Origin of the sequence: Streptomyces sp. SID5785 (assembly GCF_009870065.1) — a bacterium.
Lineage (GTDB): Bacteria > Actinomycetota > Actinomycetes > Streptomycetales > Streptomycetaceae > Streptomyces.
In genome coordinates this window covers 1-8418 of sequence record NZ_WWIA01000269.1, presented here as the reverse complement: position 1 = coordinate 8418, position 8418 = coordinate 1, and the positions used below count along the sequence as shown (strand labels likewise).

General features: G+C 71.5%; 6 protein-coding genes. 2 read left to right on the top strand and 4 right to left on the bottom strand.

The annotated features are described in order from the left end of the window. The 4 genes from GTW43_RS08580 to GTW43_RS08565 all read right to left on the bottom strand — a co-directional run. Positions 1–300: ATP-binding cassette domain-containing protein (locus GTW43_RS08580; RefSeq protein ID WP_161301038.1), on the bottom strand; the 300-nt coding region annotated here is incomplete at its 3' end. Further along, the gene (locus GTW43_RS08575) at positions 297–1130 is read right to left on the bottom strand and encodes an amino acid ABC transporter permease (RefSeq protein WP_161301037.1); all 834 of its coding nucleotides are present in this window, start codon (positions 1128–1130) and stop codon (positions 297–299) included. The genes GTW43_RS08575 and GTW43_RS08580, both read right to left, overlap by 4 nt. Continuing rightward, entirely contained in the window at positions 1127–1978 is an 852-nt protein-coding gene (locus GTW43_RS08570; protein ID WP_161301036.1) for an ABC transporter substrate-binding protein, read from the bottom strand. The genes GTW43_RS08575 and GTW43_RS08570 overlap by 4 nt, the downstream gene beginning before the upstream one ends. A gap of 134 nt (positions 1979–2112) precedes the next feature. Then, the gene (locus GTW43_RS08565) at positions 2113–3441 is read right to left on the bottom strand and encodes an alpha/beta hydrolase-fold protein (RefSeq protein ID WP_161301035.1); all 1329 of its coding nucleotides are present in this window, start codon (positions 3439–3441) and stop codon (positions 2113–2115) included. 75 nt (positions 3442–3516) lie between these two features. On the opposite strand from GTW43_RS08565, the gene GTW43_RS08560 reads away from it, so the two are divergent. Together GTW43_RS08560 and GTW43_RS08555 are read left to right on the top strand one after the other, a co-directional pair. Next, positions 3517–4668: a glycosyltransferase gene (locus GTW43_RS08560; RefSeq protein WP_161301034.1), complete on the top strand. Its 1152-nt coding sequence runs from the start codon at positions 3517–3519 to the stop codon at positions 4666–4668. A 6-nt stretch (positions 4669–4674) separates the two neighbouring features. After that, positions 4675–8334 carry an ABC transporter ATP-binding protein gene (locus tag GTW43_RS08555; protein ID WP_161301033.1) on the top strand — a complete coding sequence of 1220 codons (3660 nt, stop codon included), beginning with the start codon at positions 4675–4677 and terminating at the stop codon, positions 8332–8334. Positions 8335–8418 lie beyond the last annotated feature (84 nt).

Sequence of the window (8418 nt, the reverse complement as noted above, 5' to 3'; positions counted from 1 at the left end):
CGGGAACAGGTTGAACTGCTGGAAGACCATCCCGATGCGGCGGCGGACCGCGTCGATGTCGACGTCCGGGTCGGTCAGTTCGGTGCCGCCGACGAACACCTGCCCCTTGCTCGGCTCCTCCAGCAGGTTCACACAGCGCAGCAGCGTGGACTTGCCCGAGCCGGAGGGGCCGATGACGCACACGACGTCGCCGCGGCCCACCTCCAGGTCGATGCCGCGCAGGACGTGGTTGTCCCCGAAGGACTTGTGCAGGTCACGGACCAGGATCTCGGGGCGGTCCGCGTCGCTCTTCCCGTTCACCTGACGGCCTCCTGGGTCTTCGTCTCCATGCGCCGCACCACGAAACCGAGCGGGATCGTCACGAGCAGGTAGCACAGCCCGGCGACGAGGATGGGCGTGGAGTTGGCGGTCTGGCTGGCCAGGTCGCGCCCGTACTTGGACAGTTCGCGCTCCTCGAGGGTGACACCCAGGAACAGCACCAGCGAGGAGTCCTTGAAGAGCAGGACCAGCTCGTTGGTCAGCGGCGGCAGGATGATGCGGAAGGCCTGCGGCACGATGATGGAGATCATGGCGCGCGCCGGCGAGAACCCGAGCGAACGGGCCGCCTCCATCTGGCCCTTGGGCACCGCCTGGATACCCGCGCGGATCGTCTCCGCCATGTAGGCGGCGGCCACGAGACCGAGGGCGAGGGCGACCTTGCCGTACGTGCCGCCGACGATCTCCGTACCGGGGAAGGCCAGCGGTACGGCCACGCCGATGAAGATGAAGATCAGCAGGGCGGGCAGTCCGCGGAAGATCTCGATGTAGACGCCGGCCAGCCAGCGGTAGGGGCCCACGGACGACAGTCGCATCAGCGCGATGAGCATGCCGAGGGCGAGGCCCACGACGAAGCCGGTCACCGTGTAGACGACGGTGTTCTTCAGAGCCAGCGTGATGACGTCCGGGAACATCTGCCGCGCGATGTCGCCCTGGGCGAACTGGTTCTTCAGCCGCCCCCAGTCGGCCGAGACCGCGAACGCGATCACGGCCGCCACGAAGACGACGTACTGCGCGCCCCGGGACAGGCTGCGCCTGCGGCGCCGGCTGAGGCCCTTGCGCTTCGGCTGGAGTGCGGCGTCCGCCTGGGTCATGAGGCGGCCGGCGACGCGGCGGCGGCGTCGTAGGGGCCGATCCACCGCTCGTACAGCTTCTTGTACGTGCCGTCGGACCGGGCCTTCGCGAGTGCCTTGTCGATGGCGTCGCGCAGCGCCTTGTTCCCCTTCTTCACGGTGAAGCCGTACTGCTCGCCGGTGTCGATGTTGGCCGCGACGTCGAAGGCCTTCGCGTTGGCCTTGTCCTTGAGCCAGCCCTGGACCACCGGGTAGTCGATGACGACCGCCTGGACCTGGCCCGTGCGCAACCCGTTGAGCACGGCGTCGGAGGACTCGAAGGAGACCGGGTCGAAGCCCTGCTCCTTCGCGTAGTCCTCGCCGGTCGTCTGTGCCTGCGCCCCGAGCTTGACCTTCTTGGCCTTCGCGTCGGCGAGCGAGCCGACCCCGCTCTTCCTGTCGACCAGCAGCGCCTGCGTGGCGTTGAAGTACGGGTCGGAGAAGTCGACGTTCTTCTTGCGTTCCGCCGTGATGGTCATGCCGGCGGCGGCGAGATCGCACTCGCCGGAATTCAGGAACGCGCCCGTCTTGAAATTCTCGAAGGGCGTGTCGAGGATGTCCTGCTTGACGCCCAGCTGGTCGGCGACGAGGTCGACGAGGGACACGTCGAATCCCTGCACCTTGCCGTCGATCTCCGACTGGAAAGGCGGATACGGCAAATGGGTGCAGGTGGTGAGCTTGCCCGCCTTCACGAGCTCGACCCCGCCCGCGGCGGTCCTGGAGGCGCTGCCGCCGTCATCGGTGGAGGTGCACGCGGCCACGAGCAGCAGTCCTGCCGTCGCGGTGGTGGCGCCCAGAATGCGGGTCCGGCGCCCGTGGAGCATCTTCACTGAGGTCCTCCTATGACGGAACTGTGGATTCCGATGATAAGGAGAGGTGTGTCCCCCGCGGATCATTCCCATGCCGACCGGGGCGTCCGGATCAATCACTTCTCACCGAAGATCCAGGAAATCGGCGGAACATTTCACATTCCGCTGTGCCGATGTCCGCAGGAAGACCGCGCGGCCGGGTGAGCGGTCGGGTGAGCGGCTGGGGGTGCGGCCTCCGCCAGGCCCGCCGTGAGGGCGGCGGCCCAGCACGCGTGGTCGTGGCCGCCCGCGTACACGTGCAGGCAGGAGTCGAAGCCGCGCGACCTCAAGGCCGTGTGCAGGCGGCGCAGATCCCCGGTCATCGTCCCCTCGTTGGAGCCGACGTCCACGCGGATCCGCACGTCGTTGAGCGGGGCGGCGACGGCCTGCTCGTACAGCCAGGTGTCCTCGCCGGGGGGAGTGGCACGCGGGCGGGCCGTCATGCCGGGCCGCCACCAGGTCGACGCGGAGTGGGCCAGGACCGTGCCGAAGGCGTCGGGCCGGTGCAGCGCCGTGACCAGCGCGGTGAGCCCGCCGAGGCTCTGCCCGCACAGGACGGTGTCGCGCCGGGCGGGCGGGTGCGGCAGCCGGGCCCTGACGGCGGGCAGCAGGTCGTCGGCGAGGACGTCGACGAACCGTCGGTTGGCGCCGAGCTGCCGCATGCGCGCCGCGGTGTCGGCCCCTGCCTCGACACCGACGACGGACACCGGCCGGACGCGCCCGGCGGCGACGGCGGAGGCCAGCGCGGGCACGATCCCGAACCTGTCGAACCACTGCTCCCCGTCGAGGACGACGAGCAGTGCGGGCGGTCCGTCTCCGGCGCCCGGCACCGCGGGACCGGGGACGAACTGCCGTACGCGGTAGGTCTCCCCGTCCCCGCCGCGCAGGTCGAAGGTCTCCGTGCGGCCGGCGCCGGGGGAGGGCGCGGCCGGGGCGAGCCAGTCGGCCAGGGAAGGAGGTTCCCCGATCTCGAGCAGGGAGCCGAAGGGGCCCGCCGCATGCCGGTTGAGGGGGTCCGAGCGGTCGTCGGGCAGCCCTCGGGAGGAGCCGGAGCGGGGGCCGTCCGGCCCGAGCTGCGGATCGCCGGGTCCGAAGGGGTGGATGCGGTAGGTGCAGCGCAGCCCCACGGGCAGACGCAGCGTCACCCGCCACACGTCCGTGTCCGGGAGGCGGCGCATCATGCCCCGCGGGGCGAGATGTTTGTCGGTGACGCGGTTGACGAGGGCGTAGACGCCCTCGACCGGCCGGTCCTGGCGCCACAGGAAGGTCACGAGGCGTTCGTCGGGGGCGCCCGGAAGTTCCTCGACGAGGGGAGTGCCCGTCGCGCTGGCGTCGCGCCAGAACCGGTCGACGGCCGACCGGTCGCCCGCGTCCAACGTGGCCCGCAGCGCGCCGAGTCGGGGACTCTCGTCGGTGGTGGGTGCGGCGGTCCTCGCGTGACTCAAGACGATCTCGCTCTCTCCTGCGGACTTGTGATAGCAACTTAGGTAAGCCTAACCTAATCACTCGGGAGATTGCTCATGCGTGTGCTTTTCGTCGGTCCGCCGCTGTACGGACTGCTGTATCCCGTCCTGTCGTTGGCCCAGGCCTTCCGCACGGAGGGACACGACGTGGTGGTGGCCAGCGCGGGCGCCTTCACGCAGCGGGTGGCCGAAGCCGGGCTCGTCGGGTTCGACGCCGCACCGGACCTCGACTCCGAAGCCGAGTACCGGCGGGGCGAGGAGCGACGCAAGCGGCTCGACATGGGGACGAAGATCGGCAGGTTCTCGTTCTTCGGCGACGAGATGGCCGACGCCCTCGTCGACTTCGCGGGCGCGTGGCAGCCGGACCTCGTCGTCTACCCGCCGCTCGGCGTCGCGGGGCCGCTGGTCGCCGCGAAGCACGACATCCCGGTCGTCCTGCAGACCGTCGGCTTCGGTCACCAGCGCTTCCACGTCGAGGGGGTCACCCGGTCGATGGACGAGGCGTACGCCCGGCACGGCGTCGACGCGCCCCCACGGGACCTGGCCTGGGTGGACATCGCCCCGCCGAGCATGCAGGTGCTCGACGAACCCGATCTCCTGTCCATGCGGTACGTGCCCTACAACGGCGGGACCGTACTGGAGGACTGGTGGAGCGCCGACACCGGCCGCCCGCGCGTCGTCGTCAGCCTCGGCACCCTCAAGCCGATGGTCGACGGAATCGACCTGGTGCGGTGGGTCGTCGAGTCCGCCCACGAGGTGGACGCCGAGTTCGTCCTCTCCCTGGGCGAGCACGGGCGCCGCGAGATCGACACCCTCCCCGACAACGTGCGCCTCGTGCCCTGGGTCCCGATGGGCCCCCTGCTGGGCCGTGCGGCCGGATTCATCCACCACGGCGGAGCGGGCAACACCCTGACCGCCCTCTCCGCGGGCATCCCGCAGATCGTGTTCGGCCAGGGCGCCGACCGCCCGGTGAACGCCCGCGTCGTGGCCGACCGCGGCTGTGGCTTCGTCCCGGGCGAACAGGGCCTGGTCACCGCCGACATCCACCGGCTGCTCACCGACCGGAGCCTGCGGACCGCCGCCGCGCAGGTGCGGGACGAGATGCGCGCGCAGGACCCGCCCACCGTCGTCGCCCGCCGGCTCGCCGCACTCGTCGCGTCGGGCACCCGCCCCGACGGGGCCGTCCGCGCGCTCACCGCCGACCACTGAGGAAGCATGCCGACTTCACCCACCCCCACAGCCGGTCCCGGCTGGCTGCGCCGGCTGATGGGCATCTGCCTGCGGCGCCGCCGGCTCATGGCCGGGATCGTCCTCTCCTCCATCCTCAGCATCGTCCTCGTGACGCTCGGCCCCCTGCTCACCAAGGACGGCGTGAACCGGGCGGTCGCCGGGGACAGCAGCGGCATCGGTTGGCTCGCCGCAGGACTCGTGCTGATCGCCGCGATCGACTTCGCGGGCAACTACGTACGGCGCTTCACCGGAGGCAAACTCGCCCTCGACGTGCAGCACGCCCTGCGCGAGGACGTCTTCCGCAGCATTCAGCGGCTCGACGGACCCGGCCAGGACCGGCTGCGCACCGGACAGGTCATCTCCCGCACCAACAGCGACCTCCAGCAGATCCAGCAGATGCTCACGATGCTGCCGGTGCCGCTGACCGTCGTCACCTACTACCTGTTCGGCATCGTCGCGATGCTCTGGCTCTCCCCGCGGCTGACCGCCGTCACCGTGGTCGTCGTGCTCGCGCTCGGCGCCGTCGCCCTGTGGACCAGGCGGCGCGTCTTCGAGACCTCGGCCCGGGCGGCGAACGAGGCCGCCGAGGTCACCGAGCACCTCAAGGAGACCATCGACGGAGTCCGCGTCGTGAAGGGCTTCAGTCAGGAGGACCGCGAGATCCGGCGCCTCGACCGGGCCGCCCGCGGTCTGTTCCGCCGCCGCATGCGCACCATGCGGGTGCACGCGGCCCCCGGCGCCACCATGCTCGCCCTGCCGGTCCTCGGTCAGATCGCCGTCCTCGTGTACGGCGGCAGCCTGGTCATGGACCGCACGGTGGACATCGGAACGTTCATCGCGTTCGCCGCCTACCTGACCATGCTGACCGGACCGACCCGGGTGTTCGCCTCGTACCTGGTCATCGCGCAGCGCACGCGCGCGTCCGCCGAGCGGATCTTCGAACTCGTCGACGCCCGCCCCGAGGTCCACGACGGCGCCACGGACCTCCCGCAGGCGCCGACGGAGCTGCTGTTCGAGAACGTCGGCTTCGGCTACACGCACGACGACCCGGTCCTGCACGACGTCTCCTTCCGCGTCACCGCCGGGGAGACCGTCGCCGTCGTCGGACCCTCCGGCTCCGGCAAGTCCACCCTCTCGCTCCTCATCCCGCGCTTCTACGACGCCACATCGGGCCGCGTCGCCCTCGCCACCGCCGACGGACCGGTCGACATCCGCACCCTGCGCCTGGAATCGCTGCGCTCCCAGGTCGGCGTGGTCTTCGAGGAGCCCTTCCTCTTCGCCCGCAGCGTCCGGGAGAACATCGCCTACGGACACGAGGGCGCGACCGACGAGCAGGTCGTCGCCGCGGCCGAGGCGGCGGGTGCACACGCCTTCGTCACCGCGCTCCCCGACGGCTACGACACCCGGCTCGCCGAGCGCGGGCAGAACCTCTCGGGCGGACAGCGCCAACGGCTCGCACTCGCCCGCGCGTTGCTGGAACGCCCGCCCGTGCTCATCGTCGACGACGCCACCTCCGCGGTGGACGCCACGACCGAGTCGGCCATCCACCGCGCCCTCGAGGACCATGTGGGCGCGGACCGCATCACCGTGCTGATCGCCCGCCGCCGCTCGACCCTGCGTCTCGCCGACCGGATCGTGGTGCTGGACGGCGGCCGTGTCGCCGACACCGGCACCTACGAGGAACTCGCCGGACGCTGCGTCGTCTTCCAGGAGCTGATCGCGGGCGACAGCGAGGACATCGCGGAGCGGACCGCCCGCACGCCGGACGAGCTGTGGCCCGGCCGCGCGACGGAGCCCGCGCAGTCCGTGGACTCCGCGCCGTCCACGGAGCCGGCCGGACGCCGGGACCGCTTCGCCGAGTTGCCGGAGCGTTCGCTCACGGCGGCGGGCCGGGACGCGCCGCCCACGCTGCGCTCCGTCCTGCGGCCCGTGCGCACCCTGCTGGCGATCGCGCTCGCCCTGATCGTCTTCGACGCCCTGGCCCGCGTCGCCGTGCCGATCCTGCTCCAGCACGGCATCGACGACGGCATCACGGCCGGCTCGATGCACGCCGTGTGGTGGATCGCCGCGCTGTCCCTGCTGCTGTGCGCGGCCAACTGGTGCGTCTACACGTACCAGACCCTCATCAGTGCCCGGGCCTCGGAGGCGGTGCAGTACGCCCTGCGGATGCGCAGCTTCCGGCACTTGCAGCGGCTCGGCGTCGACCACTACGAGAAGGAGAGCGGCGGCAGCCTGCTCACCCGGATGACGGTCGACATCGACTCGCTGTCGAAGTTCCTGCAACAGGGCATGGTGCAGGGCCTGGTGAGCGTGCTGACCATGGCGGGCATCGCCGTGGCCATGCTCGCGCTCGACCACCGGCTGGCCCTCGCCGCCCTCGCGCCGTTCCCGCTGATCGCCCTGGTGACACCGGTGTTCCGGCGGCTCAGTTCGAGCGCGTACGCCGAGGCACGCGACCAGCTGGGCAAGGTGAACACCTCGCTGCGCGAGAACGTCGCCGGGCTGCGCGTCGCCCAGTCCCACGGCAGGCAGCACAGCACCGCGAAGCGCTTCAGCGCCCTGTCCGACCTGAACCGCCTCATCCAGGTGAAGGGACAGCGCTACATCTCGCTGTACTTCCCCTTCCTGGCGTTCTGCTCGGAACTCTCCATGGCGCTGGTGGTGCTGGCCGGAGGGCACCTCGTGGCGAGCGGCGCGGTGACCGCCGGTGTCCTCGCGGCGTTCCTGCTCCTGCTCGGCCAGTTCTACGGGCCGATCCAGCAGCTGTCCTCCATCTACGACGCGTACCTGCAGACCCGCACCAGCGTGCGCAAGGTGACGGAACTGCTCGCGACCGAGCCCACCCAGCGGCCGGCGGCCGACCCCGCACCCGTGCCCGAGAGCGTCGAGGGGCGGGTCGAACTGCGGGACGTGACCTTCCGGTACGAAGGCTCCGACGCGGACACCCTGCACGTGCCGGAGCTGGTCCTGGACGCGGGCACGAGTGTCGCCGTGGTCGGAGCCACCGGCGCGGGCAAGTCCACGCTGGTGAAGATCCTCGCGCGGTTCCACGACCCGTCGTCCGGCACGGTGCGGCTCGACGGCGTCGACATCACCCGGTACGACCCGGTCGCCTACCGGCGGCTGATCGGCATCGTCCCGCAGGAGGCGCACCTGTTCGAGGGCGACGTCGCGGAGAACATCCGCTACGGCAGGCCCGACGCGTCGGACGCGGAGGTGACCGCCGCCGCCGAGGCCGTGGGCGCCACCGCGGCGCTCGCCCGGCTGCCCGGAGGGTTCCGGCATCCCGTGCGCCAGGCGGGTGCGAACCTGTCGGCCGGAGAGCGTCAGCTCGTGGCGCTCGCCCGGGTGGCGCTCGTCGACCCCGACCTGCTGCTCCTGGACGAGGCGACCGCGATGCTCGACCGGAGCGCCGAATCCGCCGTCCTGGACGGCATGTTCAGGGCGGCGCGGGACCGCACGGCGCTGCTCGTCGCGCACCGTCTCACCACCGCGCAGCGGTGCGACAAGGTGCTGGTGATGGACGCCGGAAGGCCCGTCGAGTACGGCACGCACACCGAACTCCTCGCGGCGGGCGGGGCGTACGCGCGGCTGTGGCGCAGCGCCGAACCGCAGGCAAGCGAGGAGCTCGAGCCCGTGCGCTGACGCACCGGCGCCACGCGGACACGTGCCCCGCGCCCCTCCCGGGGCGCGGGGCACGTCGGTCACAGACGGTGCGTGCGGCGTTCG

What these genes read in the sequence shown, in the direction of transcription:
- GTW43_RS08575 (WP_161301037.1), bottom strand. Translation starts at nt 1,130, where the DNA reads ATGACCCAGGCGGACGCCGCACTCCAGCCGAAGCGCAAGGGCCTCAGC.
- GTW43_RS08555 (WP_161301033.1), top strand. Translation starts at nt 4,675, where the DNA reads ATGCCGACTTCACCCACCCCCACAGCCGGTCCCGGCTGGCTGCGCCGG.
- GTW43_RS08560 (WP_161301034.1), top strand. Translation starts at nt 3,517, where the DNA reads ATGCGTGTGCTTTTCGTCGGTCCGCCGCTGTACGGACTGCTGTATCCC.